Annotated in this window: 1 pseudogene; it reads left to right on the top strand. The window is 53.8% G+C overall.

Going from position 1 to position 422, the window contains the following annotated elements:
- Positions 1-264: pseudogene (locus AF337_RS11470) on the top strand (glucosyltransferase); the annotation flags it as partial.
- Positions 265-422: the final 158 nt, after the last annotated feature.

Genomic DNA, 422 nt, shown 5'->3' with positions numbered 1-422 from the left:
ATCATCGGACATCCGCATCCGCTTTCCTATTTCCGCCAGCATGCGAATTCGACCTCAAATCACGAGATCAATCCGCTCTTCATCAACGGCATTCTTTACTATGAGGAAGTGATGAAGATGGCCTTCGAAAAGGGCTATATGTCAAGAGAGGACCTGCCGGTCTCAATGCGCCGTCTGCTCAACCACTACGGCTACTGGCAGAACGCTTATCCCCAGTTGATGGCTCGGATCGTCGAATTGCAGGCCATGCTGGCGAAGCTTTAGAGCCGATAGGCTGTGCAAGACAGATGCGGCTCGGCCACCTTTGATTTCGCAGAGATTCTACAGGAAACGCTCGGACAGCGTAACGTAGTCCGGCTTTCCGGCGGAGGTGAGCGGTAGGGTTTCGGAGACAACAACCCTTGCAACGGACGGGTGGAAGT

The organism is Rhizobium ecuadorense, from assembly GCF_001187535.1.
Classification (GTDB): Bacteria; Pseudomonadota; Alphaproteobacteria; order Rhizobiales; family Rhizobiaceae; genus Rhizobium; species Rhizobium ecuadorense.
The sequence above is the reverse complement of the archived record's forward strand: the minus strand, read 5'-3'. Positions and strand labels throughout refer to the sequence as shown.